Consider the following 26838-nt stretch of genomic DNA (forward strand, 5'->3'; position numbering starts at 1 on the left):
TGGGGCAATCACATGGACATGAATATTCAAAAATATATGGCATTTGTCAAAACAGTTGAGCATGGCAGCTTTACAAAAGCCGCAGAGATGTTGAATTACTCCCAGTCGGGCATTAGCCGTATGATCAACGACTTAGAAAAAGAATGGAAGGTTGTCTTGCTGGAAAGGGGAAGAACTGGTGTAAAATTGACAAGTGACGGAATGAAGCTTCTTCCCTGTGCAAAGAGCGCTTGTGTAGAATATGAAAAGTTGCAAATGGAAGTGGACGAGCTGAACGGTTTGCAATCTGGGCTTATCCGCATTGGCACATTTTCTAGTGTGGCAACGCATTGGCTTCCGAACATCATTAGAGAATTTCAAAAGGCATATCCGAACATTGACTATGAATTGCTGCTAGGAGATTATACGGAAATTGAATCATGGATATCAGATGGACGCGTAGATTGCGGCTTTTTGCGTTTACCTACCCGTCCGGAGTTTGAAACTGTATTTTTAGAACAGGACAGACTGCTTGCAATCCTGCCAGAAAATCATGCTTTGGCACACCTTGAAAAAATCTCTGTTGCGTCCCTTTGTGACGAACCGTTCATGCTTTTGGAGAAAGGTGCCAAAGCAGAAGTGTCGGAAATTTTTGAACGCTGTAATCTAACGCCTAATGTGCATTTTACAACATGGGACGATTATGCAATTATGTCAATGGTAGAAAGTGGGCTTGGTATCAGTATTCTTCCTGAACTGATTTTGAGGCGTGTCCCATATCGAATTATTGCAAAAGAATTAGATGTGCCTACGTATCGAAAAATTGGAATTGCCCTGCGAAGTAAAAAGACAGCTTCACTTGCGGTAAAGCGTTTTTTGGAGTATTTGCAATATCGTTAATGCTTTTTTGAAAATACAGAAACGTTTAGAACTGTGATACATGGCTGTTATATTTAAAAATAGCCGGTCGCCATCCATCAAACTATTGTGTTCCTCTATGGCACATGGGCATTGATTTAAGGTGCGCGATCCCACTTCATACAAAACAGGCGGCAGCATCTTTTGACGTTGGAAACTGCCGTCAAATAATTGTCTGTATTTTAGCGCAACCATGCCATTCAAGGTCCTTTCAAAAATGGCGTAGTAGGCGCCTTTCTGTTTTGTGAGACCATTGGTTTTGCTGGTTTTTCCGGGGCTTTTCAATGTCCTGCCCTCGCAAATGCCCGGCTTTTTATCCCTATTTGGCGGGATGAGCAGAGCCGTCCTGTTTATCCGCTTTGGAAGCCCCCCTCTCCGCCCCCCTCTGCGACAGAAGGGCCGCGGGGAGCGCGCGAGAGCTCGCAGAAGAGCTGCTTTTCCCCGTCCCAGCCCTCTTTTTCCCCTTTTCGGCCCACGGCCAACAAAATGTTCACCAAATTGGTATTTTACTGCTGCAAAGGCGGGAAAATGTGGTATACTAATACCGTTCAAAATTGTTTTGTGAAAGATGCGGAGAAAGAATATGCTGCAATTACAACACATCTCCCTGCAGGTCGAAGACGGCGCCAACAGGGAGATCCTCAAAGACGTCAACCTCACCGTTGACGATGGCCGCTTTGTGGTCATCACCGGCCCCAACGGCGGCGGCAAATCCACCCTCGCCAAGGTCATTGCCGGGATCCTTGCCCCCACCGAGGGGCGCATCCTCCTAGACGGCCGGGACATCACCCAGGCCTCCATCACCGAGCGGGCCAAGATGGGCATCGGCTTTGCCTTTCAGCAGCCGGTGCGCTTCAAGGGGCTGACGGTGCGCGACCTCATCACCCTCGCCGCCGGGGACGAGACCCTCTCCGACTGCGACATCGGCCGCTACCTGCGCTCGGTGGGCCTCTGCCCCCGCGACTACATCGACCGCGAGGCCAACGCCAGCCTCTCCGGCGGCGAGATGAAACGTATCGAGATCGCCATGGTCCTGGCCCGCAAGACCCCCCTCACCATCTTCGACGAGCCGGAGGCCGGCATCGACCTCTGGAGTTTCGGCAACCTCATCGACGTCTTTGCCGACTTGCGGCGGGAGACCGAGGGCTCGGTCCTCATCATCTCCCACCAGGAGCGGATCCTCAACATCGCCGACGAGATCGTGGTCCTCTCGGGCGGGTCCCTCACCATGCACGGCCCGAAGGACGAAATTCTGCCCGGTCTCCTGCGGGGGGACCGTTGCGCCTTTTGCAGAGGGGAGGAGTAACCCGTGAACGACATCACCAAACAGCTGCTATCGCTCATCAGCGATTTTGACCCCGAGACCGGCTTCACCGGGGCCTTCAACATCCGCGAGGACACCGGCTGCGCCGGCCGCCAGAACAGCCGGAACATCGAGATCAGCTCCAAGTCGGACAAGCCCGGCATCGACATCCGGGTCAAACCCGGCACCAAGGGCGAAACGGTCTACATCCCCGCCTGCGTCACCCACAGCAAGGTGGACGACCTGGTCTACAACGACTTCTACATCGGCGCCGGGGCCGACGTGGTGGTGGTGGCCGGCTGCGGCGTCCACATCGACGGGGAGGAGAGCTCCCAGCACAACGGCATCCACCGCTTCTACCTCGAGCCGGGAGCCCGCGTCCTCTACCGGGAGAAGCACATCGGCACCGGCGAGGGCAGCGGCCAGCGCATCATCAACCCCCAGACCTATGTGGAACTGCAGGAGGGCAGCTACCTGGAGATGGACACCACCCAGATCAAGGGGGTGGACTCCACCCAGCGCCTGACCACCGGCGTGGTCGGCCTCCGGGCCCGGCTGGTGGTCCGCGAAAAGCTGATGACCCACGGCGAACAGTACGCCGAGACTAATTTCGAGGTGGACCTCAACGGCGAGGACAGCGGCGCCGACCTCATCTCCCGCTCGGTGGCGAAGGGCCGCTCCAAACAGCTCTTTCGCTCCCGCATCAACGGCAACGTCCGCTGCACCGGGCACTCGGCCTGTGACGCCATCATCATGGACGAGGGCACCGTCTCCGCCATCCCCGAACTCACCGCCAACGACCTGGACGCGGCCCTCATCCACGAGGCGGCCATCGGCAAGATCGCCGGCGAACAGCTCACCAAGCTGATGACCCTGGGCCTCACCGCCGAGGAGGCGGAGGCCAAGATCATCGAGGGCTTTTTGAAGTAGTCTCTCAAACCTCGGCTGTGCGGCCTTCCCCGCCCCGTCTGGCCGCCCCTCTCGAGGAGGGGGGCGCGGGCCTCTGCTCGACGGCTGTCCCATACGCCAACAAAAGATCACGCAAGGGGGAATACCTGTGCTTTTGCGCCTCTATCGTTCCAAAGACCTGGACGGGGTGCTCGACCTCTTTTACCGGGCCGTCCACGGCTGCTGTGCCCGGGACTACACCCAGGCCCAGCTGGACGCCTGGGCGCCCCAAAACCCGGACCGCTCCCGCTGGCAGAAGACCCTCACCCAGCACTACAGCCTGGTGGTGGAAGGGGAGGGGGGACTGGCCGCCTTTGGCGACCTGGACGGCAGCTATCTCGACCGCCTCTACGTCCACCCCGACTGCCGGGGCCAGGGGCTGGCCGCCCTGCTGGTGGACGCGCTGGAGGCCCGCGCCCTGCAGGGCGGGGTCAAGGTGCTGCGCACCGACGCCTCCATCACCGCCCTGCCCTTCTTCCTGGCCCGGGGGTACCGGGTGGTCAGGGAACAGCAGGTCAAGCGGGGGGAACAGACCCTCACCAACTACGCCCTGGAGAGGGAGCTCTAGCGCCCCTCCCCGCACAAAAAAGGCCCGTCCCCACCTTGACAACGGCGGCCGGCGGCCTATAATGAGAGTAGAAAGTCTGTTTCAGGGCGGGGTGCGATTCCCCACCGGCGGTGACAGGGCCCTGCCCTGAAGCCCGCGACTCCTCCGGCCCCCGGCCGGCGGACTGATTCGGTGTGATTCCGAAGCCGACGGTATAGTCCGGATGAGAGAAACGGCGCATCATTTCTGCGTCCGCACGCCCTCGGCCTTTTCAGACCGAGGGCTTTTTGCGTCCCAGACAGACCTTCCAAACACTTTTTTTGGAGGGATTTTTATGTCCAGACAAACCGCCAACCGCACCCGCAAGCTCACCACCATGGCCATGCTGGCCGCCATCTCCATCGTGCTGGTGGCCCTCATCCACTTCCCCATTATCCCCGGGGCCGCCTTTTTGGAGTACGACCCCGCCGACGTCTCCATCCTGGTGGGCACCTTCCTCTTCGGCCCCTGGGCGGGGCTGGCCCTCACCGCCGTGGTCTCGGTGATCCAGGGCCTCACCGTCAGCGCCGGGTCGGGGGTCATCGGCATCCTCATGCACTTTCTCGCCACCGGGGTCTTTTCGGTGCTGGCCGGCTCCCTCTACCAAAAATGGCACACCCGCAAGGGGGCGCTGGTGGGGCTGCTGCTGGGCTCCCTGGCCATGACCGCCGTCATGTGCCTGTGCAACCTGGTCTTTACCCCCCTCTTCATGGGGGGGACCGCCAAGGACGTGGCGGCCATGCTCATCCCCATCATCATCCCCTTCAACCTGGTCAAGGCCCTGGGCAACAGCGCCATCACCTACCTGGTCTACAAGCCCATCAGCAAGCTGGTTTTCGGCAGGGAAGAGCCGGTGTTGACAACCTCCGCCAAATAGCGTATACTAATTTTCGCACAATTGAATATCACTTATCAAGAGTGGCTGAGGGAACAGGCCCTGTGAAGCCCGACAACCTGCCCCCCGCGGGGGTGCAAGGTGCCAAATCCTGCGGGTAAAGCCGAAAGATAAGCTTCGCATAAAAGCTCGGTGTTTGCCACCGGGCTTTTTTTCGACCCCGGCAAAAGTGATCTCTTCAATGGCAGAAAAACGCGTGCATTGAAAGGAAGGAAAAAACTGTGAGCATGAGAAAACTCTTCACCTCCGAATCGGTCACCGAGGGGCATCCCGACAAGATCTGCGACCAGATCTCCGACGCCGTCCTCGACGCCATCATGGAAAAAGACCCCGCCGGCCGGGTGGCCTGCGAGACCTGCGTCACCACCGGCATGGTGATGGTGATGGGGGAGATCACCACCAGCTGCTATGTGGACATCCCCAAGATCGCCCGCCAGGTCATCCGCGACATCGGCTACACCCGGGCCAAGTTCGGCTTTGACTGCGACACCTGCTCGGTCCTCACCTCCATCGACGAGCAGTCCCCCGACATCGCCCTCGGGGTGGACAAGGCCCTCGAGGCCAAGACGGGGGAGGAGGACGCCGGCACCGGCGCCGGCGACCAGGGGATGATGTTCGGCTTCGCCTGCGACGAGACCGAAGAGCTGATGCCCCTGCCCATCTCCCTGGCCCACAAGCTGGCCAAGCAGTTGACCAAGGTCCGCAAGGAGGGGGCGGTGGACTACCTCCGCCCCGACGGCAAGACCCAGGTCACCGTCGAGTACGACGGCGACACCCCGGTGCGGGTGGACACGGTGGTCATCTCCACCCAGCACGGCGACGAGGTCACCCTCGAGCAGATCCGGGAGGACATGATCGAGCTGGTCATCAAGCCCATCGTCCCCGCCGCCCTGCTGGACGAAAAGACCAAGTACCTGGTCAACCCCACCGGCCGTTTTGTCATCGGCGGGCCCCAGGGGGACAGCGGCCTCACCGGCCGCAAGATCATTGTCGACACCTACGGCGGGTACGGCCGCCACGGCGGCGGCGCCTTCTCCGGCAAGGACCCCACCAAGGTCGACCGCTCCGCCGCCTACGCCGCCCGCTATGCCGCCAAGAACGTGGTGGCCGCCGGCCTGGCCAAGAAGTGCGAGGTCGAGCTGGCCTACGCCATCGGGGTGGCCCACCCGGTCTCGGTGCTGGTGGACACCTTCGGCACCGGCGCGGTCAGCGACGACAAGCTGGCCGAGGCGCTGGTGAAGGTCTTTGACTTCCGCCCCGCCTCCATCATCCGCGACCTGGACCTGCGCCGCCCCATCTACCGCCAGCTGGCCGCCTACGGCCACCTGGGGAGAGAGGACCTGAACGTCCCCTGGGAGAAGACCGACCGGGTCGACGCCCTCCGGGCCGCCGTTTCGGCGCAGTAGCCCCTTTTGCGGCCGCACGGGCGGCCGAACCAATTTCACCTGCCGGCAGGGGAGCCGGGCGGGCCGAGTGGCCTGCCCGGCCCCTTTTTTGTCCGGGACAGACGAGGGGGAGCTGCCTGCGCCCAAACGGCGGTTTTGCGCCCCCTTCGGGGAAAGGGGAGCCGCTGCCGCCCCAGCACTTTTTCCCCGCTTTTCCCACAAAAAGGGGGCGGGAGGGGCACCTTTTGCCCCTCCTTCCCATACACTGGCGCAAGAGGTGATTGAGTATGGAATTCGTCGCAAAACTCCTGCTGGTGGTGCTGGCGGCCGTGGGGCTGGCCGAGTGCGTGGGCCTGCTGGGCGACCTGATCGACCGCCGCCGCAAGCTGCCCCTCTACCTGATCGCGCCCCTCCCCGCCCGGCCGGGCGACTGTGAGAACGCCCTGCGCAGCCTTCGCCGCACGGTGGAGCGCAGCACCTTTGCCTGCAAGCTGGTCCTCACCAGCCCCGGCGAGCTCACCGAGGAGCAGCGGGAGATCCTCGGCTTTTTCTACGGCAGCGAGGACTTCCCCGAGGTCTGGGAGACATTCGACCCCCGCCAACTGGGTTTGCATTGAGAGGGCAGTTGGGGTATACTGGTACACGGAATACAGGACGTATCGGCCGCCAGAAGGCGGCCCTTTTTGAAGGGGGAAGGGGACAAGGTGGAACGCGCAGAGCAGCTCATCCAGCTCGCCGGCACGGTGGAGGGGGTGGTCTTTCGCAACCGGGAAAACGGCTGGTCGGTGGTAGACATCTCCTGCGAGGGCGAACTGATCACCGCCGTGGGCGAGTTCTCCGAACTCAGCGAGGGGGAGGAGGTGGAGCTCACCGGCGTCTTTGTCAACCACCCCACCTTCGGCCGCCAGTTCAAGGCCAGCCTCTGCACCACCAAACTCCCCGCCACCGCCGGGGCCATCCTCAAGTACCTGGCCTCCGGGGCCATCAAGGGCATCGGCCCGGTGACGGCCCGCCGCATCGTCGACCGCTTCGGCAGCCGCACCCTGGAGGTCATCGAAAAGGACCCCGACGCCCTGGCGCAGGTGCAGGGCATCTCCCTGAAAAAGGCGGAGGACATCCATCTGGAGTACCAGCGGGTCTTCGGTATCCGCTCCCTGCTGGCCTTTATGGCCCAGTACGGCTTCTCCGCCGCTGAGGCCATCAAGGTGTGGAAGTTCTGGGGCCCCCAGGCGCAGGAGCTGCTCTGCGAAAACCCCTACCGCCTCTGCCTCTCCTTCATCGGCATCTCCTTTGACCGGGCGGACGCCATGGCCATCCAGCTGGGCCTCTCTCCCGAATCGGGGGAGAGGGTGCAGGCCGCCGCCGCCCACGTGCTCCGCCACAACACCCAAAACGGCCACACCTGCCTGCCGCGGGAGAAGCTGGCCGCCGTCACCGCCAGCTACATCGGCCTGCCCCCCGAGCGGGTGGACTTTGAAATCGGCGAGATGCTGGAGCGGGAGGACCTGGTGGAATACACCGGGGACGAGCGGCCCATGATCTTTTTGCCCGACTACTACCGGGCCGAGGGCTACATCGCCACCCGTCTGCAGATGCTCATCTCCTTCATGCCCGACAACGGCACCCAGTGGGACCGGCAGATCGCAGCCCAGGAGAAGGCGCTGGGCATCGTCTACGCCGACACCCAGAGGGAGGCCATCGCCCAGGCGCTGCGCCAGGGGTTCGTGGTCCTCACCGGCGGGCCCGGCACCGGCAAGACCACCACCATCAACGGGATGATCGAGCTCTTCGAGAAGGACGGCCGCAAGGTGGCCCTCTGCGCCCCCACCGGCCGCGCCGCCAAGCGGATGAGCGCCGTCACCGGGCGGGAGGCCAAGACCATCCACCGCCTGTTGGAGGCGGGGTACCAGAAGGACGGTACCCTGGCCTTCACCAAGAACGAGGAGGACCTGCTGGACTGCGACGTCCTCATCCTCGACGAGGTGTCGATGGTGGACGTCCTCCTCTTCGAGGCGCTGCTGCGGGCGATCAAGCTCAACTGCAAGCTGGTGCTGGTGGGGGACTACGACCAGCTGCCCTCGGTGGGGGCGGGCAACCTGCTCAAAGACATCATCGACTCCGGCTTTTTCCCGGTGGTGCGGCTCTCCCACATCTTTCGTCAGGCCGCCCAGAGCGCCATCGTCACCTCGGCCCACGAGATCTTGGAGGGGCAGGTGCCCGACCTGGCCCAGCGGGACAAGGACTTTTTCTTCCTCCCCGCAAGGGACAAGCCCTCCGGCCTGGCCCTCATCTGCGACCTGGTCACCACCCGGCTGCCAAAGGCCTACGGCCTCTCTCCCGCCGACATCCAGGTGCTCTCCCCGGGCCGCCGGGGGGCCGCCGGGGTGCAGCAGCAAAACCGCATCCTCCGGGAGGCGGTCAACCCCGCCCGCGGCCAGCCCGAGATCGGCTATATGGGGATGAGCTTTCGCCAGGGGGACAAGGTGATGCAGACGCGCAACAACTACGACATCGTCACCACCCAGGAGGAGACCGGCGAGAAGGGGACCGGGGTCTTCAACGGCGACATGGGGCAGATCGAGGAGATCGACCGCCAAAACGGCCTCATCCACATCCGCTACGAGGACAAGCGCGCCGCCTACACCCCCGACATGCTGGGGGAGATCGAGCACGCCTATGCCGTCACCGTCCACAAGAGCCAGGGGAGCGAGTTCGACGCGGTCATCCTCTCCCTGTTGGAGCCCAACCCCAAGCTCTACTTCCGCAACCTTCTCTACACCGCCGTCACCCGGGCCAAACAGCTGCTGGTGATCGTGGGCAGCCGCCGCTCCGTGGAGATGATGGTGGAGAACAACCGCAAGACCCTGCGATACAGCGGGCTGGGCTCCTTTCTGCGGGACATCCTCGGGTGAGGGCCCTCGCGGCGGCCCTCCGCCTGCTCTACCCCCGGGTCTGCCCCTTCTGCGGCGACGCCATCCCCCTGGGACAGCGGGTCTGCCCAAAATGCACGTTGCAAAGCCACCGCATATCGGATACAATAAACCATAAGGGCGTGTTGGAGGCGCAGGGGGAGACCCTGCCCTACGCCGAGGGGGATATCGCCCCCTTCTGGTACCAGGGGCCGGTCCGCCGGGCCATCACCGCCTACAAGTTCTCCGCCCGACTGGGGGCGGCCGAGGTGCTGGCGGCCCACATGGCCGACACCTGCCGCGCCGTCCTCCCCCTGGAGGAGATCGAGGGGGTCGTCTGCGTGCCGGGCCGCCCCCGCCAGCGGCGGGAACGGGGGTTTGGCCACAGCGAACTGCTGGCCCAGCACCTGGCCCGAGAGTTGGACATCCCCTATTTGAAGGGGGCGCTGGTCAAGCTGTTCGACACCCCCTACCAGCACCGGCTGGGCCTCCCGGCCCGCAGGGAAAACCTGCTGGGCGCCTTTGAGGTGGCCGACCGGGCGGCGGTGCGGGGCAAGACCCTCCTCCTCTGCGACGACATCGTCACCACCGGCGGCACCGCCGCCGAGTGCGCCAAGATGCTGCGGGTCAGGGGCTGTGAACGGGTGTATTTCTGCGCGGCGGCAGCCGCAGGTAAGGAAAGGAATAGGGAAGCAAATGGCAAATTATGATATTGGCTTTGACCTGGGGACCACCTCCATCATCATCTATGTGGTGGGCAAGGGGATCGTGGTCAAAGAGCCGTCGGTCATCGCCGTCAACCAAAAGACCGGCGAGGTGCTGGCCATCGGCGAAAAGGCGCAGGAGATGGCGGGCAAGACCCCGGCCCACATCGTCGCCAAGCGCCCGCTTGAAAACGGCGTCATCTCCGACATCGACATGACCGAAGAGGTGGTCAAGTACTTCATCCGCAAGGTCAGTTCCTCCTACGTGGTCAAGCCCAAAGTGGCCATCTGCGTCCCCTCCTCGGTGACCAACGTCGAGTCGCGGGCCGCGGTCAACGCCGCCCTCTCGGCCGGGGCCCGCAAGATCTTCCTGGTGGAGGAGCCCATCGCCGCGGCCCTGGGCTCGGGCATCGACATCTCCAAGCCCCGGGGGCGGATGGTGGTGGACGTGGGCGGCGGCACCGCCGACATCGCCGTCATCTCCCTCAACGACGTGGTGCTCTCCACCTCGGTCAAGTGCGCCGGCACCCAGTTTGACGAAAAGATCATCAACTACGTCCGCCTCAACCGCAAGGTGCTCATCGGCGAGCGGACCGCCGAGCGGGTCAAAAAGGAGATCGGCGCGGTGATGGAGGGGGTCCTCCCCGAGACCGAGATGGAGGTCAAGGGCCGCAGCCTGGAGACCGGCCTGCCGGTGAAGATCACCGTCAGCTCCTCCGAACTCACCGCCACCCTCAACGAGTTTGCCATGAGCATGGTCACCACCATCAAGGGCATCCTCGAAAAGACCCCGCCCGAACTGGTGGGCGACATCTGGGAGGACGGCATCATGCTCACCGGCGGCGGCAGCCTCATCAAGGGCCTGCCCGAGCTCATCTCCAAAGAGACCGGGGTGCGCTGCTACGTGTCGGAGACCCCCATCGACTGCGTGGCCATCGGCACCGGCATGGCCCTGGACTTGATGGAAGACGGGTACAGCATCAACTACGACAGGGACTATTGATTGCGCTTTATACAATTTGTAGTTGTATTTTGGCGGATTTTATCAAAAGAGCAGATTTTTTCAAAAGAAAAATCAAGCCGAAACCTGATTATCCCTTGAAAACACTGTATCCACGGGCATTTCAGACAGGTCAAAACCACCTCATTTACTACGATTTTACTACTGTTGAGTGAGCCTTGACACGCTGAAAGACCACGAAATGCCGAGATATGGGTACAGCACCCGTCAATCGGGGCCTCCGCCCCGTGACCATATAACTGAATATAGACCGGCCATCTGCCGGGGCAACGCCATGGGTAACACAAACCTGTGGCGTTTTTTTATGCCCTGCCGGGGGGGCACGCAAAACTGTATGAAAACGGGTGGGAAATCCCCTGTTTTTTCGCCTGTGGACGGCGCAAACGAGGCCGCCCATATCCTTTCCCTCATGGGAGGCCGGGTGGCGATACAGGGGCGCAAACCCGCCGAAACGAACACTTTTCAAAACCGAAGGAAGGAGGTATCCAACATGGCGGTATTCCGCATTGAGAAAACCCGCGATTACACGGTGATGTCCAACCATCACCTGCGGGACAAGTCGCTCTCGCTGAAAGCGAAGGGCCTTCTCTCCCTCATGCTCTCCCTGCCGGAGGAGTGGGACTATACCACCAAGGGGCTGGCCCGGATCTGCAAGGATGGCGTTGACAGTATCTGCGCCGGGGTGCGGGAGCTGGAGGAACACGGCTATGTGATCCGCCAGCGGGTCCGCAACCCCAACGGCCAGCTCGGCGCCATCGAGTACACCATCCTGGAGCAGCCCAGACCGCCGGAACCAAAACCGGAAAAACCTGAACGGGAAAATCCAGTCCTGGATAATCCTGAACAGGCTTCCCCTGTCTTGGAAGAACCTGAACAGGAAAACCCCGCACAATTAAATACTAATAGATCAAGTAAAGAAAAATCAAAAAAAGATCTATCAAGTACGGAAGGATCAAATCCTGTCCAATCAATCCCCCAAACCCCCAGGGGCTCGGACCGGAAGGGACGGGACCGGATGCGGGAGCGGGAGAGCTATCGGGAACTCATTTTGGAGAACATCGAGTATGACTGTCTCATCCAGAACCACCGCCTTGACCGGGACCGCCTGGACGAGCTGGTGGAGCTCATGGTGGACACGGTGTGCTCCAACCGGGAGATGATCCGCATCGCCGGGGATGACTACCCGGCGGAGGTGGTCAAGTCCCGGTTCCTGAAGCTGAACAGTTCCCACATCGAGTATGTGCTGGACCGTATGCGGGAGAACACCACCTATGTCCGCAATATCAAGAAATACCTGCTGGCCGCTTTGTATAACGCCCCGGCCACCATCGACAGCTACTACACTTCCCTGGTGAGCCACGATATGTACGGCGGCGGAGATCGGAGGTGATGTGAGTGCAGGAAGAAATCACCCAGGGCGTGGTCTCCCTCTCGGTGGAGACCGGCAAGATGACGGCGGACCTGCTCCAAAAGGCCGTGAAGAAGGTGCTGGAGGAGATGCAGAAAAAACCTTCCCAGCGCAGCTTACACCAGGGGAAACAGACCTTGCACCAGCTCAAACAGCATGGGGCCTCCCTGACCAACATTGAGATCACGGAGCAGAACATCAAGGCGTTTTCGGCGGTGGCGAAAAAGTATGACATCGACTATGCCCTGAAAAAGGACCCCACCACGGACCCACCGCATTACTATGTGTTCTTCAAGGCGAAGGATAAGGACCAGCTCCAGCCGGCCTTCAAGGAGTTCACCGCCATGACCCTGAACCGGGAGAAGCGCCCCACCATCCGGGAGCGGCTGACCCAGGCTCAGGAACAGACCAAGACCAAGCACCGGGAACGGGAGAAGGTCAAGGCCAAGGACCGGGAGGTGGCGCGATGACCGATAAGCTGAAAAAGCAGATCATCCTCAACCTCCCGTATCTCATCTTCGTGTATCTCTTTGACAAGCTCTGCCAAGGGGTGCGGCTGGCGCCTGGGGCGGACGCCTCGGAGAAGCTACTCCACATCGGGCAGGGCTTTTCGGCGGCCTTCGCCAGCCTGGCGCCCAGCTTCCATCTGCTGGACCTGTGCGTGGGCACCGCCGGCGCGGTGCTGATCCGGCTGGTGGTCTACTCCAAGGGCAAGAACGCGAAGAAATACCGCCGGGGAATCGAGTATGGGAGCGCCCGCTGGGGCACCCCAGCCGACATCGCCCCCTACGCAGACCCGGACTTTTTCCAGAATGTCCTCCTCACCCAGACGGAGCGGATCACCATGTCGAGCCGCCCGAAAGAGCCCAAGTACGCCAGAAATAAGAATATTTTGGTCATCGGCGGTTCCGGCTCAGGCAAAACGAGGTTCTTTGTCAAACCAAACCTGCTCCAGTGCCATTCCTCCTATGTAGTCACCGATCCGAAAGGTACGATATTATGCGAGGTAGGGGCCCTGCTGGACCGCAAGGGATACCGCATCAAAAGCCTAAATCTTATCAACTTCAAGAAGTCCATGAAATATAACCCTCTGGCGTATATCCGCTCGGAGAAGGACATTTTGAAGCTGGTGAACGCCCTGATCCTCAACACCAAGGGCGAGGGCGAAAAGTCCAGTGAGGATTTCTGGGTCAGTGCGACTCGTTCGCAGGCGGTAAAAAGTCTGCGCACGGGCAACGGTTTTCCGTTGTTCGGAGAACTGGTAGTTTGATAGGTGGAATGACGGGGTAACGCCCTGAAACGCCTACCCTTGATGGGCGTGCATTAGCTGTAATGGCTTTTGTACGAAGCCCCATGACAAAGGCTGAGAGTAACCGTAACCACTGCCAAAAGTGGTCGAAAGCGGTCTGGCGGCAGACTGTGTTACCTATAGGCCGAGGGTCTATAAGATACCTATGGTTAGAATGTTCGCTTTGGCGGGCGGACTGACGAACCTGCGAATGTACAGGTCTAAAAGAAGACCACGCAGAAATGCGTGGGTGCGTTAAAGCGCAGTCGGTGTGGTTCAGTAGAAATTTGCCCTACGAACGACCATGCTGTGTTACAGGCACAGGCAAGCCGACAGGTCTATAGCAGGAACCTAAGGGTATGTATGTACAGATAGAACTATCGGAACGAGGAAAGGCAGCAGATTCCGCAAGGAATAATCTGACGAAGAACAATAAGCAGACGAACTGCTGCTGAAAAGCAGTGGTCGAACCTATGATGTGCTTGCGTTATGTGAGCTACGGAGGAATGGCCACAAGTCGGTTGAGATAAACAGGCATTATTCAATCCAACATAAGGATTCGAGTAAGACCAAAAGGGTCACTTTCGTAAAAGGAGGTGATGCCTTATGCCAAAGAAAAGCAAAAATCTATGTGTAGACGATTTACGGCACGCCGAGTATTACGGTATGCAGCCAGTTTTTGACGAACTCTATCGCCGAAGTCTGGACGGAGACAACTTTACCGACCTTATGGATATAATCCTAAGCCGGGATAACATTCTTCTGGCATATCGGAACATCAAAGCAAACGGAGGAAGCTACACAGCAGGAACAGACAACAGAAACATCAGTGACATCGGGTGTTTACCGCCCGAAACAGTTGTGGAGAAAGTGAGGTTTATTGTCACAGGAAGTCATCACGGATACCGCCCAAAACCGGTCAGGCGTAAAGACATTCCGAAGCCAAACGGCAAGACCCGCCCGTTGGGTATTCCTTGTATCTGGGACAGGCTGGTACAGCAATGTATCAAGCAGGTCATGGAGCCTATCTGCGAAGCGAAATTCAGCGACAATAGCTACGGCTTTCGCCCGAACCGCTCCGTAGAACACGCCATGCAGAGAACCTATACCATGCTCCAGCGAATGAATCTGCATTATGTGATTGAGTTTGATATAAAGGGCTTTTTCGATAATGTAAATCACAGTAAGCTGGTGCGGCAGATATGGGCTTTGGGAATACACGACAAACAGTTGATTTTTATTATCAAGCGGATTCTGAAAGCACCGATTAGAATGCCAGATGGCACTACCCTCATTCCAGACAAAGGCACACCGCAAGGTGGTATCATTTCACCGCTACTTGCGAATATCGTGCTGAATGAACTGGATAACTGGGTAGAGAGCCAATGGCAGAACCACCCTCTTGTAAAGGAATACGGGTATGAGAGGAAAATCAGAAGCTCGATTACTTTTGACCGGAGCAAGGCATTTCTCAAAATGAGGAAAACGGGACTGAAAGAAATGTACATCGTGAGATATGCAGATGATTTCAGAATCTTCTGTCGGAATAAAGAGGACGCTTTGAGAACAAAAGAAGCTGTAACAGCGTGGATAACTGAGAGGCTAAGGCTTGAAGTATCGCCGGAGAAAACAAGGATAGTCAATGTCAGAAAACGCTATTCAGAGTTTCTCGGATTCAAGATACGGGTCAGACCAAAAAGCGGTAGGTACGCTGTGCAATCTCATATCTGTGACAAAAAGTTGGAACTGGAAAAGCAAAAGCTGGTGGAACAAGCGAAGCGGATTGCCAGACCGTCCAAAGGAAAAAGACCTTTAGACGAGATAAGGCTGTTCAATTCAATGGTTCTGGGAATACAGAATTATTTTCAGCTTGCTACCTGTGTCAGTATTGATTGCAGAAAAATCCACAGGCAGGTCATGACAGTTTTAACTAACCGGCTCAATACAGAAACCGGGTGCAAACTTGTTCGAGAAGGCGGTGCAATGACCGAGAGCGAAAAGGAGCGGTTCGGTAAGTCGGCAATGGTACGGTATGTATCAGGAATCGACCAACCTATCTACCCTATCGCATATATCAAGAACAAGATACCGATGGCAAAGAAAACAGCGGTATGCAGTTATACGGCCGATGGACGGGCATTGATACACACAAACCTAAGCCTGAACTCATTTGTTCTGGCGGGATTGAGAAATCAACCGTCTATGGGTCGAAGCACAGAACTCACAGACAGCAGGATTTCATTATTCTCTGCTCAACGTGGAAAATGTGCGCTAAGTGGAGAACTCTTTGAAAATGCGGCTGACATCGTATGCTGGCTGAAAACTCCGGCAGAATTTGGCGGCAGGGAACGCTATCAAAACATGATTTTGTTCCACAGGAGATTCTTTCCGCTTCTGCAAAGACGCCCGATGAATGAGCTGAAAGCGATAGCTGATACTCTCAAAACAACAAAGGAACTGAAGTTAAAAGTGAGCAGTCTGCGTGAGCGGGCTGGTTTGTCCGCAATAGAATAATAGTATTTCATTTGGAGATTGATTAAATGCTTGTGAAAACAATCGATGGAACGCCGGATGCGGTGAAAGTCGCACGTCCGGTGTGAAGTGGGGGAAAATCCGGCGATAACTTCAAAGGATTACCTATCACTATAGGCCGAGCGGCTGTACTATTCCGCCCTCATCGGGTACATCTGGTACGAGGCGGAGCCGGAGGAGCGCAACTTCATCACCCTGCTGGACCTCATCAACGCCAGCGAGGCCAGAGAGGACGACGAGGAGTTCCAAAGCCCGGTGGACATCCTGTTCGCCAAGCTGGAAAAGGAGCACCCGGACCACTTCGCGGTGAAGCAGTACCGCAAATTCAAAATGGCCGCGGGCAAAACTCTAAAATCCATACTGATTAGCTGCGGCGCCCGCCTTTCTCCCTTTGACATCCAGGAGCTGCGGGACCTCATGGCGGAGGACGAGCTGGAGCTGGACACCCTGGGCGACCGCAAATCGGCGCTGTTCGTGATTTTGTCAGATACGGACAGCACCTTCAATTTTGTGGCGGCGCTCATGTACTCCCAGCTTTTCAACCTGCTGTGCGACAAGGCGGACGACTTCTACGGGGGCCGCCTGCCGGTCCATGTGCGGTGCCTCCTGGACGAGTTTGCGAACATCGGTCAAATCCCGAACTTCGACAAGCTGATCGCCACCATCCGAAGCCGTGAAATATCGGCTTCTATTATTTTGCAGTCGCAAAGCCAGTTAAAGACCATCTACAAGGACGCGGCGGATACCATCGTGGGTAACTGCGACAGCACCTTGTTTTTGGGAGGCAAGGAGAAATCCACCCTGAAAGAAATTTCGGAGCTGCTGGGGAAGGAAACGATTGACAGTTTCAATCAATCCGAGAACCGGGGCAGCCAGGTTTCCCACGGCCTCACCTATCAAAAATTGGGAAAGGAGCTGATGACACAAGACGAATTGGCAGTGATGGACGGAGGCAAGTGTATCTTCATGCTGCGGGGCGTGCGCCCGTTCCTCTCGGACAAGTACGACCTGACGAAGCATCCGAACTACAAATACACCGCCGACGCCGACAAGAAGTACCTCTTTGATATGGAACGGTACATGAAACGCAAACCGGCCATCGTAAAGCCGGATGAGCCTTTCGAGATGTACGAATTGACAGCAACGGACCTTCAATAACAATTCTACAACGAAGAAAGGAAATATGATTTATGGATTTTTTCACTAACGCTATCGATGTATTGCAGACTCTGGTGATCGCGCTGGGCGGCGGCCTGTGCGTGTGGGGCGGCATCAACCTCCTGGAAGGTTACGGGCAGGACAACCCTGCCTCCAAGTCGCAGGGAATTAAGCAGCTTATGGCTAAGTAGATGTAATCAAGGGAAGAAAGGAAAAGCACAATCCAGACGGAACCGGCGGTTGTGTCAAGAAATGTTTGTGGAATAGCAAGAACTTTGATATAATGGGAACAGGAACCCCGGAACAGGGAGAAAGGCAGGAGGATAAATGCACATAAGCTATAAACCCCTCTGGCACACGCTGGTTGAGCGCAATATGAGGAAAGAGGACTTGCGGATTGCCGCCGGTCTTACCACAAATATGATTGCCAACATGGGTAAAGGCAAAAACATCAGCATGGAAACGCTGGTTCGTATCTGCGAAGCCCTGAATTGTGGTATTTTGGATGTGATTGAGTTGGAACCGGATGATACTAATTTGTGAGGTGTGAAATGAATAAAAAGGAAACCATAAAGCATTTCTATGAAGTCATTGTTTCAAACAACTTGCTCAATGAACTTCCTCAATATGTTTCAGAGAATTGTGTCCTTATTGATGGAGAAAGAAAAATTCCTTTAGGATTGGAAGGTATGAAAGAACACCTTACAGCCGTTAAGCAAACATATCCAGACTATACAATGCGGATACTCCGGCAGTACAAAGATGGAGATTACATCATTTCTGAATTTGTCATGGAAGGAACTCATGAGGGAGAATGGATTGGAATAAAGCCGACACATAAAAGACTGTCTTTCACAGGGATTGATATTGATAAGATAGTTGACGGTAAAATCGTTGAGCATGGTGGAGCCGTCAACACTTTTGAAACACTATATGAGCATAATATGATAAAGCCGGTCTAAATCGACAGGTTTAGTCTAAATGGAGGGGGATAAGGAATGATACGGAAAATTAGAAACAAAGTTGAGATTACTGCGGCACTAAGCCTTATATGGGAAACATTTTTACAATTTGAAGCCCCTGACTATTCTGATGAAGGTGTTAAGTCATTCCGGGACTTTATTGAAAATGAAGATATTGTAGCTTCTCTGGAATTTTGGGGAGCCTATGAAAATGATGAGTTGAGAGGCGTAATTGCTACAAATGAAAATCGAAAGCACATTTGCTGCTTTTTTGTAAAATCCAAGTACCATAGACAAGGTATTGGGCGAAAGCTATGGGAGTGCGTTTTGAATAACAGCAATCACCCGGTTTATACGGTTAATTCTTCTCCGTATGCGGTTCCTGTTTATCACAAACTGGGCTTTATTGATATGGATAGTGAGCAATTATCTGATGGAATAAGATTTACTCCAATGAAATTTGAGAGGTACAGGGACAATGGAATACAGAATTGATGATAAAATGCTTAACGCTTCGGTATTTCTTACATTCGTAAACCAAGTATGGCCGGGAGACTATGATATTGAAAAAACGCAAAATGCTTTATCTAAAACGCAAAATATAACTGCTTATGACGGAGATAGGCTTGTCGGCTGCCTGCGTATCCTGTCAGATGGTTATTTTTTTGGAACAATTACAGAGTTGCTTGTGCTTCCAGATTATCAGAATAAAGGAATTGGAAGCCAGCTTCTCCAACTGGCAAAGAAAAATACACCGACAATGCTGTATTTTGGCTCGCAACCGGGAATTGAAGCGTTTTATGAAAAGAATGGTTGTCAGAGAAGTTTACAGTCCTACATCATAGAAAAGAAACGATAGCGCAAATTCAAGGAGGTAGTGCAATGAAGATAGAGATTGGAAAAGATTTTCCGCAGTATTTCAAGCCCTCATATCCAGAAGAATTTGAATTGTTTTCACATTTTGAAGTGACCGCAGGAATACCAACCGTTTTGTTTGCAATTACTACATGGAAAGAAAACGGGAAACCGAATGTCTGCTTCCATTCATGGAGTTGCTTTCATGGGGATAAAACTGCTTTCTTCGCAGTAATGGGAAATCTATATCAGCATACCCACACCTATGCCAATATCAAAAGGGAAAAATGCTTTTGTATCAACTTTCTCCCGATAAGCTATTATGATAAGTTGGTAGACACAATTAAACACAACGATATGGAAACAGACGAATTTGCAGTAGGTTATTTTACGCTTTCCAATGCAAAAACCATTCATGCGCCAATCATCCAAGAAGCATTTATCAATATGGAATGTACCTTGAAGGAAACGCAGGATTTAAGCGGCGCAGGAATAACAGCTATGGTTATCGGTCAAGTGCAGCACATTTCTGTTGAGAAAGAATACGCACAAGGTTATGAGCAGAGATATGGGACAGACGGTTTTATGATGTTAATACCGGCACCGCAAGACCTTGTTACCGGGCAACCAAATCAATCTGCGATTGCCACGGTAAAGATAGAAAGGTTGGATTAGACAATGGGCAGATTGCGGGACATTCCCGGAGTTGGAAAAAACATTGAGCAGGACTTATTAAACATTGGTATACGGGAGATTTCTGACCTAAAAGGAAAGAAACCAGAAGAATTATATTTACAGGATTGCTTATATAAAGGCTTTCAGGAAGATAAGTGCCAGCTTTATGTTTTCCGCCTTGCCGTATATTTTGCCGAGAATGAAACCCACGAAGCAGAAAAATTGAAATGGTGGTATTGGAGAGATAAAGAATATCCGAGCAAAGAATGAAAAGTGAATATCATCCCCTAAACTAATTGCCGTTGCAGGAACACCCATTCCCGCAACGGCAGTTTTCATTTCCACGGCCTGCGCCGGAAGTTCATACCAGACTGTTTTATCAGCGGGGATTTCTTGAACAGCTTTTTCAAAAGGCTTCGTTCCTCTTGTGAGAGCCGCTTATATTTAAGCTGGAACGCCTTGCAGAACATCTCCGTGAATTGCTGAATCCTATCCCCCGGCGATTGCATGGCCTTTTGTACTTCCCGTATCAGTTCATCGGCGGGCGTGGTATCCGGCGCACTTTCGCTGTCATTTTCGTGCGCCTTGCGTATGTCGTGAAGAATAACGTCCCATGTTTTGTGCGTCACATGGCAGAAGAAATCTTCTTCCTTTACCTGACCGGCTTCCAATACTTTGATTGCCCGGTCTGCCACCGCTTCGGGATGTTCTTCCAGTATCATAGCCCGCACAGCGGCCAGCGAGCTATTCATGTCATGGAAACGCATGGTTGCCATTCCGTCCACATAGATTTCTGCGTCTGCCAGCAGTTCCTTGAATTTTTCATGGGAGATAATCTCACACAGCAGCCGGTTGTTGAAGCGTTCACTTTTCAGCAGTTCCACGACTTCATCACTTAAATGTAATTCTTCTATCGGCGTGTTTTCATACTTCCGGTTGTTGGTAAGGCCGAGCAGATAGTCAACGGATACCTGATAGAAGTCTGCCAGTTTCAACAGGCTGCCGTGATTGATTTCCTTGTATTCATCGTTGTCGTTTTCATAGCTGCCGAGGGCTGATTTTGAAATGCCGGTTTTCTGCGCCAGTTCTTCCAGATTTAAGCCCTGTTCCACCCGTAAATCTTTCAGGCGTTCCTGTACGGAAATGCGGGTTTTCATAGATACATCGCTCCTTCCTGCGGCTGGCTGCCGCCGTCCAGCCCATTATACCATACCTGTTCCGCAATCGTGGAAATTTTCGATTTTGGGGCAGTTTTCCTACTTTGTGGATATACGGGAGAAGGCTCAAAAATGTGCCATAATGGGCTTAGTTCATCGATGGATTATTCCAATCGAATGACCGGCCTGTATGGGATATGCTCCCCGGCGATGTAGCGCAACGACTTGCGGCAGGGAAATGGAGGAACCCTGACCGTAACGAGCGTACCAAAGGGAGCGAAACGCCGTTGTGAGAGTCAGGGGCAGGAACGACATCAGGGAGAACCGGCGAAAATGAACACCGAATTGATACCGAAACACAACAATCCGATAGGGCATAGTCTACCCTATCCGTAATACTACGGGAGATTTCCGGGCGGCTCTATGGCCGTTTTTTTCTTGAAAATCGCCCCGAAACACGACACTAAAATCTGCTATCCGTCTATTGCGGCTGTTACGGCTGAAATGGGCGGATTTCTGTTTAAGGAGGCACCATGCCGAGAATGCCGAAAAAGAGGAAGCTGGAACTGTCTTTCTTCCTCAATGAACGGGGGCGGGTAACGTACAACGACCTTTGCCGGAAATGCCAGCGTACTTGCAAGCAGAGTTTCCGGGCGGTCATTGTGGACTGCCCCCATTATCTTTCCAAACGCTCAAAACGAAAAGTAAAGGAGGACACCGATTGAATGGAAGTTGAATTTATGACCGCAGACACCACCCTGCCGCCCTGTATGCCGCTGCCGAGAGCCATGCTGCGGCTCCCGATCAGCAGCACCGCCAAGGTCATGTACGCCCGGATGTTGGATATTGTTTTCGTATCCGGCATAGAGGACGCCAACGGGATTTTATTTATCCATTTCCCCATCGTGGAACTGGCGGCGGCACTTGCCCGCAGCACCATGACCGTGAAGCGTTCCCTGAATGAATTGGAGGACGCCGGACTGATACTGCGAGTGCGTCAGGGCTTCGGGGAACCCAACAAGATATATGTACTCATTCCCAAGAAGGAGGACAGCCGCTTATGAATGAAAAGCTGGAAAAACTCAATCAGGAGATAGAGAAAACGGAAAGGAAGCTGCGAAGGGCGCAGCATGAAGAAAAGATATTGGAACACCAGATAAAGACGCTGACACGGAAGGAACGGACACACCGGCTTTGCACCAGAGCCGCCATGCTGGAAAGCTACCTTCCCCACCCGGAAGCTATCACGGATGAACAGGTCAGTTTGTTCTTGAAGCTGCTGTTCCGGCAGGACAGCACCCGGCAGCTTATGGAAAAAGTATTTGCCGGAAACGGCAATTTTCAGGGAGAGGACGCAGGCCGGAAACGGCCATGATTGCTTTCAGAGCCGCAGCCCGTGGACTGCCCCTCTGAAAGAGGGCGCAACTATACACCACCTGAAGGTAGTGTGTTGCGCCCTGCCGGGGGCTTCCTGCGGAAAGCGGATGATTGCCCGCAGCGTTCCGGCTCCTGCCAATCATCACAGGGGAAGCTACACTTCCCCTGCGCTGGCTGCCGCCAGCTACCCCTTTGTGGACTTGCCGCCTGGAAACACCTTGCGCTGCAAGCTGTTCCCGTCCAGCAAGTTTACCATTTATCTATTCCCATAAGCGGGCTATCATAGTATAATGAAGCCAACACTAGGAAATCTGTTCCGCTGAAAGGAGAAGTTTTATGGATGAATTGAAATCTATTATGCAGAAGTTTGTTGCTTCTGGCTGGGATTTAATAGCTGTTCCGGCGCAGCAATGGTTAGACGGCAAATTTGATAAGGACACTTTGGTATCAGCAATTAAGCAGGCTGATAAAGAATGTGGGAGTTGTGGATGTGAATTAGACCCACTGTATAAAAGGGCGTTGGAACTTCTTTAAGGACACCCACGAAATTAACTTTATCACACAGATTATATCTTATCTTCGGGCCAATCTGACCCGAACTTTCAAAACCGAATACCAGCCGCCCACCGGCGGCACCACCGAGCAGGAAATCTTGAAACAGGTTCCCTGCTCTTTTTATGCCCGGACACCGGGAGGAAGGAGGACACTGCTTGCCATGCCCGCACTTTGATGTGAAAATCATCCAGCGCAGCAAGCGCCAGTCAGCCGTTGCGTCTGCCGCCTACCAGAGCGGGGAACGGCTGTTTTCCGAATACGACCAGAAACAGAAATACTATTCCCATAAAAGCGAAATCGTCCACACCGAAATCATGCTGCCGCCCCACGCCCCGCCGGAGTACGCAGACCGGAATACCTTGTGGAACGCTGCCGAAGCGATTGAGAAACAATGGAACTCCCAGCTTGCCCGGAGATTCGTGCTTGCCATTCCGAGGGAACTTCCCCCGGAGCAGTACGCCGACCTTATCCGGGACTACTGCCGGGAGTTTTTCGTTTCCAAAGGCATGATTGCCGACTTCGCCATCCATGACAAGGGGGACGGAAATCCCCACGCCCACATCCTTCTTACCATGCGGGCAATGGACAAAACCGGGAAATGGCTCCCCAAGAGCCGGAAGGTCTACGACCTTGACGAGAACGGCGAGCGTATCCGGCTTGCGTCCGGCAGATGGAAAAGCCACAAGGAGGACACCGTGGACTGGAACGACCAGAAGTACGCCGAGATATGGCGGCAGGGCTGGGCCGATACGGCGAACCGCTATCTGGAAGCCATCGGCAGCCCGGAGCGCCTTGACCTTCGCTCCTATGCCCGACAGGGGATTGATAAAATCCCCACCGTCCACATGGGGCCAGCGGTCAGCCAGTTGGAGAAGAAAGGCATACAGACCAACATCGGCAACCTGAACCGGGACATCAAAGCCGCCAATTCCCTCATGCAGTCTATCCGGCAGATGGTACGCAGCTTAAAGGGCTGGCTGTCCGGCCTGAAAGAGAAAAAGGCGGCGCTGCTGGAAGCGCTGGAACAGGCCAAGGAGCCGACCATCCCCGAACTGCTTTCCCGGTATCTGGATAAACGGAGCGAGGAACGTACCGGCTGGACTTCCAAGGGGAAGCTGAAAGGCACTGTTGGAGATTTCAACAAGGTCATGGAAGCCCTTGACTTCCTGCGGCAGAAAGAGATTTCCACCGTAGAGAGCCTTGACGCTTATCTGGATGAAGCCAGCGCACAGGCCGTTTCTATCCGTGAGGAAATCAGGCCGATGGAGAAACGTGTGAAAGAGATTGACCGGCTGCTTTTCCATATCGAGAACTTTGAAGCAAACAAGCCGGTTCATGCGAAATATGCCGCTATCCGCTGGAAGAAACCCAAGGAGAAATTTGCCGCCGACCATAAGGAGGAACTGGACGCCTACAACGCTGCCCTGCGGTATTTCAAGGTTCACCTTGATGGGGCGAAGTACAGCACAAAGAAGCTGGCCGGGGAACAGGCACAGCTTTCAGAGAATATCGCTTCCAAGACGGAAGCGCTGACTGCCGTACAGGAGGATGTAAAGATTTTGCGGGATGTGCGCCACTGGCTCAATCAGGTTTTGCCATCCGAGCAGTACCGCCAGACCGCAGAGCCGGGAAAGAAACCGTCCATCCAGCAGGCGGTCAAAGGCCGGGAGCAGCGTATCCGGGAGGAACAGGCAGAGAAACGCCAGACGCCCCGCCGCCAGCAAAAACAGGATATGGAACTTTAACCAATCAGGCGCTTGCCATTTTCCCCGTGAGAATGACAGGCGCTTTTCTTATTTTCAGGAGGATTTGCCTATTGAACGTATTTGAAGCCGTGAAGCAGTCTGTTACCACCCGGCAGGCCGCTGAGCATTACGGTATCCGGGTAGGAAGAAACGGGATGTGCGCCTGCCCCTTCCATAACGATAAAAACCCCAGCATGAAGGTTGACCGGCGCTTCCATTGCTTCGGCTGTCAGGCAGACGGGGATGTGATTGACTTTGTTTCCCGTCTGGAAAATATCAGCCCCAAGGAAGCCGCCCTCATGCTGGCGCAGGATTTCTCCATCCCCTATGAGGATAAGGAGCCGCCAAGCAGGAGCCGCCGCCCCCAGCCCCGGCAGGAAAGCCCGGAGCAGCAATTCAAGCGCATGGAGCGCCACTGTTTCCGGGTACTGTCCGACTATCACAATCTGCTGCGCCGCTGGAAGCGGGACTATGCCCCCAAGACGCCGGACAAGGAATGGCACCCGCTTTTCGTGGAAGCCTTGCAGAAACAAGCCCATGTGGAATATCTGCTGGATGTGCTGCTGTTCTCCGGCATGGAGGAACGGGCTGCCCTGATTGCCAGCTATGGAAAGGAAGTGAGGAACCTTGAGCGGAGAATGGCAGACCTTGCCGCCCGGACTGCGGCAGACCGTGACAGACACCATCGAAGCCGTACCCCCGCCCCGGAGCGTTGAGGAAGTCAAGGCCATGCTGGAGGGCACCGAGAAAGGCGGCGTGCGGAACAGTATCCACAACTGCCTGACCGTGTTCCAGTATGACCCCATCCTTTCCGGGGCGGTTGCGAAAAATCTCCTGACCGAGCGCATTGACCTTCTAAAGCCCATCGGCAGGAAACGCAGAACCGGCAGCAAGGCCATGACCGACACGGACATGAAATATATCCGGCTGTATCTGGAAGATACCTACGGCCTGACCAGCGAGAAAAAGATAGCAGACGCCGCCGATCTGGCCGCAGACGCCAACAGCTACCATCCCATCCGGGACTACCTGAACGGCCTTGTCTGGGACGGGAAAGAGCGTATCCGCTACTGCCTGCGGCACTTTCTGGGAGCCGACACGGACAACTACACCTTCCAATCGCTGCGGCTGTTCCTGCTGGGAGCCATCCACCGGGCGTTCTGCCCCGGCTGTAAATTTGAGGTCATGCTTTGTCTGGTGGGCGGTCAGGGAGCCGGGAAGTCCACCTTCTTCCGGTTGCTGGCGGTAAAAGACGAGTGGTTTTCCGATGATTTGCGGAAGCTGGACGATGATAACGTGTACCGCAAGCTACAAGGCCACTGGATAATCGAAATGTCGGAGATGATTGCCACCGCCAACGCCAAGAGCATAGAGGAAATCAAGTCATTTTTAAGCCGCCAGAAGGAGGTCTATAAAATCCCCTACGAAACCCACCCGGAGGACAGGCTGCGGCAGTGCGTGTTCGGCGGGACTTCCAACGCCCTGGACTTCCTGCCCCTTGACCGTTCCGGGAACCGGCGCTTCCTGCCGGTCATGGTCTACCCCGAACGGGCCGAGGTACACATTTTGGACGATGAAGCCGCTTCCAGAGCCTATATCGAACAGGTATGGGCGGAAGCCATGACAACCTACAAAAGCGGCGATTTCAAGCTGTCTTTTACCCCCGAAATGATACAGTACCTCAAAGAACACCAGCGGGATTTCATGCCGGAGGACACCAAGGGCGGGATGATACAGGCGTACCTTGACCGCTACACCGGCAGCGCCGTCTGCTCCAAGCAGCTTTTCAGGGAAGCCCTGAACCACCCCTTTGACGAGCCGAAACAGTGGGAAATCCGGGAAGTCAACGACATTATGAACCACAGTATCACGGGATGGAAGTATTTCTCCAATCCCCGGATATTTGAGGGATACGGCAGACAGAAGGGCTGGGAACGGGAAGCCCCGGCAACGGGCGCTGACAACGGGCGTGAAAAAACGCCGGACGGATTTGTGGAAGTCACAGAACAGATGGAGCTTCCCTTCTGAAAAATCCGGGGAAATGACAGCCGGTTGCCGACCCCGTTGCTATCCCGTTGCCGGGCCGGTTGCCGGGAAAAAGCCCGTAACTGCGGGCTTTTCTCCCCTCTGACAACCAAAGCAACAGAAAAATAAAAGAAAAAGTAATAATAACCAAACCGCCAGACAGAGATTGTTTTCGAGGTTTTTTGAAGCCCGTTGCCGGACTTCGTTGCCGACCCTCTCCTGTCTGGCTCATTTCATTTATGGAGGTAACTGCCTATGGCAAAAAACAAAACTGAAATCCATGTCACAACGGTATTTGACGGCGAACTGGACGCTACGGACGTTTTCGTGAGCCTGATTGCACAGAAATACAGCCAGAGAAATGATAAAGAATATCTTGTGAAAAAGCAAGATTTAGGATATAATAAAGACAAGGTTCAGAGTGACCGTGTTCCGTCTGGATTGTGCGGGTAA

Annotated in this window: 28 protein-coding genes, 4 pseudogenes and 2 riboswitches; of the genes and pseudogenes, 30 read left to right on the top strand and 2 right to left on the bottom strand. The window is 55.4% G+C overall.

Features of this window, described 5'->3' with window-relative positions; all coding sequences use genetic code 11:
• The first annotated feature begins 12 nt into the window (after nucleotides 1-12).
• The gene (locus GT748_RS00385) at nucleotides 13-879 is read left to right on the top strand and encodes a LysR family transcriptional regulator (RefSeq protein ID WP_021658690.1); all 867 of its coding nucleotides are present in this window, start codon (nucleotides 13-15) and stop codon (nucleotides 877-879) included.
• Here GT748_RS00385 and GT748_RS00390 read toward each other — a convergent pair.
• A complete protein-coding gene (locus GT748_RS00390; RefSeq protein WP_161213397.1) occupies nucleotides 835-1182 on the bottom strand; it encodes a hypothetical protein in 348 nt (115 codons plus the stop codon). The two genes, GT748_RS00385 and GT748_RS00390, sit on opposite strands and share 45 nt — an antisense overlap.
• A gap of 298 nt (nucleotides 1183-1480) precedes the next feature.
• Between GT748_RS00390 and GT748_RS00395 the strand changes: the two genes are divergently transcribed.
• From GT748_RS00395 to GT748_RS00495, 21 genes and pseudogenes are all read left to right on the top strand, one after another.
• Nucleotides 1481-2203 carry an ABC transporter ATP-binding protein gene (locus tag GT748_RS00395; protein ID WP_044992108.1) on the top strand — a complete coding sequence of 241 codons (723 nt, stop codon included), beginning with the start codon at nucleotides 1481-1483 and terminating at the stop codon, nucleotides 2201-2203.
• 3 nt (nucleotides 2204-2206) lie between these two features.
• Nucleotides 2207-3130 (top strand): SufB/SufD family protein, encoded by a 924-nt coding sequence (locus tag GT748_RS00400; RefSeq protein WP_021658687.1) that lies wholly within the window; start codon nucleotides 2207-2209, stop codon nucleotides 3128-3130.
• 127 nt (nucleotides 3131-3257) lie between these two features.
• A complete protein-coding gene (locus GT748_RS00405) occupies nucleotides 3258-3716 on the top strand; it encodes a GNAT family N-acetyltransferase (RefSeq protein WP_021658686.1) in 459 nt (152 codons plus the stop codon).
• Between the two features lie 73 nt (nucleotides 3717-3789).
• Nucleotides 3790-3934, top strand: a riboswitch (FMN riboswitch).
• 95 nt (nucleotides 3935-4029) lie between these two features.
• Nucleotides 4030-4611 (top strand): ECF transporter S component, encoded by a 582-nt coding sequence (locus GT748_RS00410; RefSeq protein WP_021658685.1) that lies wholly within the window; start codon nucleotides 4030-4032, stop codon nucleotides 4609-4611.
• A gap of 29 nt (nucleotides 4612-4640) precedes the next feature.
• Nucleotides 4641-4746, top strand: a riboswitch (SAM riboswitch).
• Nucleotides 4747-4856: 110 nt separating this feature from the next.
• Entirely contained in the window at nucleotides 4857-6035 is a 1179-nt protein-coding gene (gene metK / locus GT748_RS00415; RefSeq protein ID WP_021658684.1) for a methionine adenosyltransferase, read from the top strand.
• Nucleotides 6036-6301: 266 nt separating this feature from the next.
• Nucleotides 6302-6631, top strand: a complete 330-nt coding sequence (locus GT748_RS00420; protein ID WP_021658682.1) for a hypothetical protein — start codon at nucleotides 6302-6304, stop codon at nucleotides 6629-6631.
• An 87-nt stretch (nucleotides 6632-6718) separates the two neighbouring features.
• Entirely contained in the window at nucleotides 6719-8926 is a 2208-nt protein-coding gene (recD2, locus tag GT748_RS00425; RefSeq protein WP_161213396.1) for an SF1B family DNA helicase RecD2, read from the top strand.
• Entirely contained in the window at nucleotides 8923-9633 is a 711-nt protein-coding gene (locus GT748_RS15865) for a ComF family protein (RefSeq protein ID WP_021658680.1), read from the top strand. Before recD2 ends, GT748_RS15865 begins: the two co-directional genes overlap by 4 nt.
• Nucleotides 9620-10630 carry a rod shape-determining protein gene (locus GT748_RS00435; protein WP_021658679.1) on the top strand — a complete coding sequence of 337 codons (1011 nt, stop codon included), beginning with the start codon at nucleotides 9620-9622 and terminating at the stop codon, nucleotides 10628-10630. The genes GT748_RS15865 and GT748_RS00435 overlap by 14 nt, the downstream gene beginning before the upstream one ends.
• Nucleotides 10631-11138: 508 nt before the next feature.
• Nucleotides 11139-12038 carry a DUF6017 domain-containing protein gene (locus GT748_RS00440; protein WP_044992106.1) on the top strand — a complete coding sequence of 300 codons (900 nt, stop codon included), beginning with the start codon at nucleotides 11139-11141 and terminating at the stop codon, nucleotides 12036-12038.
• Nucleotides 12039-12043: 5 nt separating this feature from the next.
• Nucleotides 12044-12526: a PcfB family protein gene (locus GT748_RS00445; RefSeq protein ID WP_021658676.1), complete on the top strand. Its 483-nt coding sequence runs from the start codon at nucleotides 12044-12046 to the stop codon at nucleotides 12524-12526.
• Nucleotides 12523-13260: pseudogene (locus GT748_RS00450) on the top strand (type IV secretory system conjugative DNA transfer family protein); the annotation flags it as partial. The gene GT748_RS00445 and the pseudogene GT748_RS00450, both read left to right, overlap by 4 nt.
• Nucleotides 13261-13950: 690 nt before the next feature.
• Nucleotides 13951-15858, top strand: a complete 1908-nt coding sequence (gene ltrA, locus GT748_RS00455) for a group II intron reverse transcriptase/maturase (RefSeq protein ID WP_044992104.1) — start codon at nucleotides 13951-13953, stop codon at nucleotides 15856-15858.
• Between the two features lie 135 nt (nucleotides 15859-15993).
• Nucleotides 15994-17034 (top strand): annotated as a pseudogene (locus GT748_RS00460) (VirD4-like conjugal transfer protein, CD1115 family); the annotation flags it as partial.
• 32 nt (nucleotides 17035-17066) lie between these two features.
• Nucleotides 17067-17219, top strand: a pseudogene (locus tag GT748_RS00465) (Maff2 family mobile element protein); the annotation flags it as partial.
• A 142-nt stretch (nucleotides 17220-17361) separates the two neighbouring features.
• Nucleotides 17362-17565: pseudogene (locus GT748_RS00470) on the top strand (helix-turn-helix domain-containing protein); the annotation flags it as partial.
• Between the two features lie 20 nt (nucleotides 17566-17585).
• Nucleotides 17586-17996, top strand: coding sequence for an ester cyclase (locus tag GT748_RS00475; RefSeq protein ID WP_161213393.1), 411 nt, complete (start codon nucleotides 17586-17588; stop codon nucleotides 17994-17996).
• Between the two features lie 36 nt (nucleotides 17997-18032).
• Nucleotides 18033-18491, top strand: coding sequence for a GNAT family N-acetyltransferase (locus tag GT748_RS00480; RefSeq protein WP_161213392.1), 459 nt, complete (start codon nucleotides 18033-18035; stop codon nucleotides 18489-18491).
• Nucleotides 18475-18855, top strand: coding sequence for a GNAT family N-acetyltransferase (locus tag GT748_RS00485; protein WP_161213391.1), 381 nt, complete (start codon nucleotides 18475-18477; stop codon nucleotides 18853-18855). Before GT748_RS00480 ends, GT748_RS00485 begins: the two co-directional genes overlap by 17 nt.
• Before the next feature lie 23 nt (nucleotides 18856-18878).
• The gene (locus tag GT748_RS00490) at nucleotides 18879-19526 is read left to right on the top strand and encodes a flavin reductase family protein (protein WP_161213390.1); all 648 of its coding nucleotides are present in this window, start codon (nucleotides 18879-18881) and stop codon (nucleotides 19524-19526) included.
• A 3-nt stretch (nucleotides 19527-19529) separates the two neighbouring features.
• On the top strand, nucleotides 19530-19796 hold the full coding sequence (locus GT748_RS00495; RefSeq protein ID WP_161213389.1) for a helix-hairpin-helix domain-containing protein: 267 nt from the start codon (nucleotides 19530-19532) through the stop codon (nucleotides 19794-19796).
• A gap of 65 nt (nucleotides 19797-19861) precedes the next feature.
• On the opposite strand, the gene GT748_RS00500 is transcribed toward GT748_RS00495, so the two are convergent.
• Entirely contained in the window at nucleotides 19862-20683 is an 822-nt protein-coding gene (locus GT748_RS00500; protein WP_161213388.1) for a helix-turn-helix domain-containing protein, read from the bottom strand.
• A 533-nt stretch (nucleotides 20684-21216) separates the two neighbouring features.
• Here GT748_RS00500 and GT748_RS15300 point away from each other — a divergent pair.
• From GT748_RS15300 to GT748_RS00540, 8 genes are all read left to right on the top strand, one after another.
• Nucleotides 21217-21408: a hypothetical protein gene (locus tag GT748_RS15300; RefSeq protein ID WP_172455309.1), complete on the top strand. Its 192-nt coding sequence runs from the start codon at nucleotides 21217-21219 to the stop codon at nucleotides 21406-21408.
• Nucleotides 21409-21747 (top strand): DeoR family transcriptional regulator, encoded by a 339-nt coding sequence (locus GT748_RS00510; RefSeq protein ID WP_005933747.1) that lies wholly within the window; start codon nucleotides 21409-21411, stop codon nucleotides 21745-21747. It begins immediately after the preceding gene.
• Nucleotides 21744-22058, top strand: coding sequence for a DUF3847 domain-containing protein (locus tag GT748_RS00515; protein ID WP_161213386.1), 315 nt, complete (start codon nucleotides 21744-21746; stop codon nucleotides 22056-22058). The genes GT748_RS00510 and GT748_RS00515 overlap by 4 nt, the downstream gene beginning before the upstream one ends.
• Nucleotides 22059-22396: 338 nt before the next feature.
• Nucleotides 22397-22594: a hypothetical protein gene (locus tag GT748_RS00520; protein WP_161213385.1), complete on the top strand. Its 198-nt coding sequence runs from the start codon at nucleotides 22397-22399 to the stop codon at nucleotides 22592-22594.
• Between the two features lie 176 nt (nucleotides 22595-22770).
• Nucleotides 22771-24360: a MobQ family relaxase gene (gene mobQ, locus GT748_RS00525; protein ID WP_161213384.1), complete on the top strand. Its 1590-nt coding sequence runs from the start codon at nucleotides 22771-22773 to the stop codon at nucleotides 24358-24360.
• A 71-nt stretch (nucleotides 24361-24431) separates the two neighbouring features.
• Nucleotides 24432-25076 (top strand): CHC2 zinc finger domain-containing protein, encoded by a 645-nt coding sequence (locus GT748_RS00530; protein ID WP_368034033.1) that lies wholly within the window; start codon nucleotides 24432-24434, stop codon nucleotides 25074-25076.
• A 13-nt stretch (nucleotides 25077-25089) separates the two neighbouring features.
• On the top strand, nucleotides 25090-26388 hold the full coding sequence (locus tag GT748_RS00535) for a virulence-associated E family protein (protein ID WP_161213383.1): 1299 nt from the start codon (nucleotides 25090-25092) through the stop codon (nucleotides 26386-26388).
• Nucleotides 26389-26640: 252 nt separating this feature from the next.
• Nucleotides 26641-26838, top strand: coding sequence for a hypothetical protein (locus GT748_RS00540; RefSeq protein WP_005933759.1), 198 nt, complete (start codon nucleotides 26641-26643; stop codon nucleotides 26836-26838).

Origin of the sequence: Bittarella massiliensis (ex Durand et al. 2017) (genome assembly GCF_009876955.1) — a bacterium.
In the GTDB taxonomy this organism is placed as follows: Bacteria; Bacillota; Clostridia; order Oscillospirales; family Ruminococcaceae; genus Bittarella; species Bittarella massiliensis.

Coding starts and splice junctions, on each gene's coding strand:
- GT748_RS00475 (WP_161213393.1), top strand. CDS start 17,586: ATGAATAAAAAGGAAACCATAAAGCATTTCTATGAAGTCATTGTTTCA.
- GT748_RS15300 (WP_172455309.1), top strand. CDS start 21,217: ATGCCGAGAATGCCGAAAAAGAGGAAGCTGGAACTGTCTTTCTTCCTC.
- GT748_RS00490 (WP_161213390.1), top strand. CDS start 18,879: ATGAAGATAGAGATTGGAAAAGATTTTCCGCAGTATTTCAAGCCCTCA.
- GT748_RS00410 (WP_021658685.1), top strand. CDS start 4,030: ATGTCCAGACAAACCGCCAACCGCACCCGCAAGCTCACCACCATGGCC.
- GT748_RS00395 (WP_044992108.1), top strand. CDS start 1,481: ATGCTGCAATTACAACACATCTCCCTGCAGGTCGAAGACGGCGCCAAC.
- GT748_RS00535 (WP_161213383.1), top strand. CDS start 25,090: ATGCTGGAGGGCACCGAGAAAGGCGGCGTGCGGAACAGTATCCACAAC.
- GT748_RS00435 (WP_021658679.1), top strand. CDS start 9,620: ATGGCAAATTATGATATTGGCTTTGACCTGGGGACCACCTCCATCATC.
- GT748_RS00485 (WP_161213391.1), top strand. CDS start 18,475: ATGGAATACAGAATTGATGATAAAATGCTTAACGCTTCGGTATTTCTT.
- GT748_RS00500 (WP_161213388.1), bottom strand. CDS start 20,683: ATGAAAACCCGCATTTCCGTACAGGAACGCCTGAAAGATTTACGGGTG.
- GT748_RS00420 (WP_021658682.1), top strand. CDS start 6,302: ATGGAATTCGTCGCAAAACTCCTGCTGGTGGTGCTGGCGGCCGTGGGG.
- GT748_RS00515 (WP_161213386.1), top strand. CDS start 21,744: ATGAATGAAAAGCTGGAAAAACTCAATCAGGAGATAGAGAAAACGGAA.
- GT748_RS00495 (WP_161213389.1), top strand. CDS start 19,530: ATGGGCAGATTGCGGGACATTCCCGGAGTTGGAAAAAACATTGAGCAG.
- GT748_RS00385 (WP_021658690.1), top strand. CDS start 13: ATGGACATGAATATTCAAAAATATATGGCATTTGTCAAAACAGTTGAG.
- GT748_RS00540 (WP_005933759.1), top strand. CDS start 26,641: ATGGCAAAAAACAAAACTGAAATCCATGTCACAACGGTATTTGACGGC.
- GT748_RS00520 (WP_161213385.1), top strand. CDS start 22,397: ATGGATGAATTGAAATCTATTATGCAGAAGTTTGTTGCTTCTGGCTGG.
- metK (WP_021658684.1), top strand. CDS start 4,857: ATGAGAAAACTCTTCACCTCCGAATCGGTCACCGAGGGGCATCCCGAC.
- ltrA (WP_044992104.1), top strand. CDS start 13,951: ATGCCAAAGAAAAGCAAAAATCTATGTGTAGACGATTTACGGCACGCC.
- GT748_RS00440 (WP_044992106.1), top strand. CDS start 11,139: ATGGCGGTATTCCGCATTGAGAAAACCCGCGATTACACGGTGATGTCC.
- GT748_RS00510 (WP_005933747.1), top strand. CDS start 21,409: ATGGAAGTTGAATTTATGACCGCAGACACCACCCTGCCGCCCTGTATG.
- GT748_RS00480 (WP_161213392.1), top strand. CDS start 18,033: ATGATACGGAAAATTAGAAACAAAGTTGAGATTACTGCGGCACTAAGC.